Below are 513 nucleotides of genomic sequence, written 5' to 3' on the forward strand. Positions count from 1 at the left end.
TAGAACTCCTTTTGCCTACAGTCTTTTTTGTTTTAAAATAGAACGATTAAAACTTGAGGTGATGAGGATGCTTTCGAAACATCATTCTATTCAGCGAGATCAACTTGAAATGATTACTTTAGATCAATTGGTGCCGGCGAACCATCTGGTTCGTAAAATGGAGGCTTCCATTGACTTCACTTTCATTTACGACTTGGTGAAAGATATGTATTCAGAGGTAGGACCCCCAAGTATTGATCCAGTTATTTTAGTTAAACTGACATTCATTCAGTATACCTTCGGCATTCGTTCCATACGTAAAACGATTGAAGAAGCTGAAACAAATATGGCTTACCGTTGGTTCTTAGGCTATGGTTTCCATGATAAAGTACCTCATTTCTCAACGCCGGGAAAAATTATGAGCGACGCTTTAAAGATACAGACCTGTTTGAACAGATTTTCTATCGCATCTTAATAACAGCTGCTGATAGAAAGGTAATAAGTGCTGAACACGTATTCGTCGATTCCACACAT

Annotated in this window: 1 pseudogene; it reads left to right on the top strand. The window is 38.0% G+C overall.

Annotated features, from left to right (window positions below):
- Window positions 1-67: 67 nt before the first annotated feature.
- Window positions 68-513, top strand: a pseudogene (locus Q8G36_RS28605) (transposase); the annotation flags it as partial.

Source organism: Peribacillus frigoritolerans (assembly GCF_030676415.1).
In the GTDB taxonomy this organism is placed as follows: domain Bacteria; phylum Bacillota; class Bacilli; order Bacillales; family DSM-1321; genus Peribacillus; species Peribacillus frigoritolerans_A.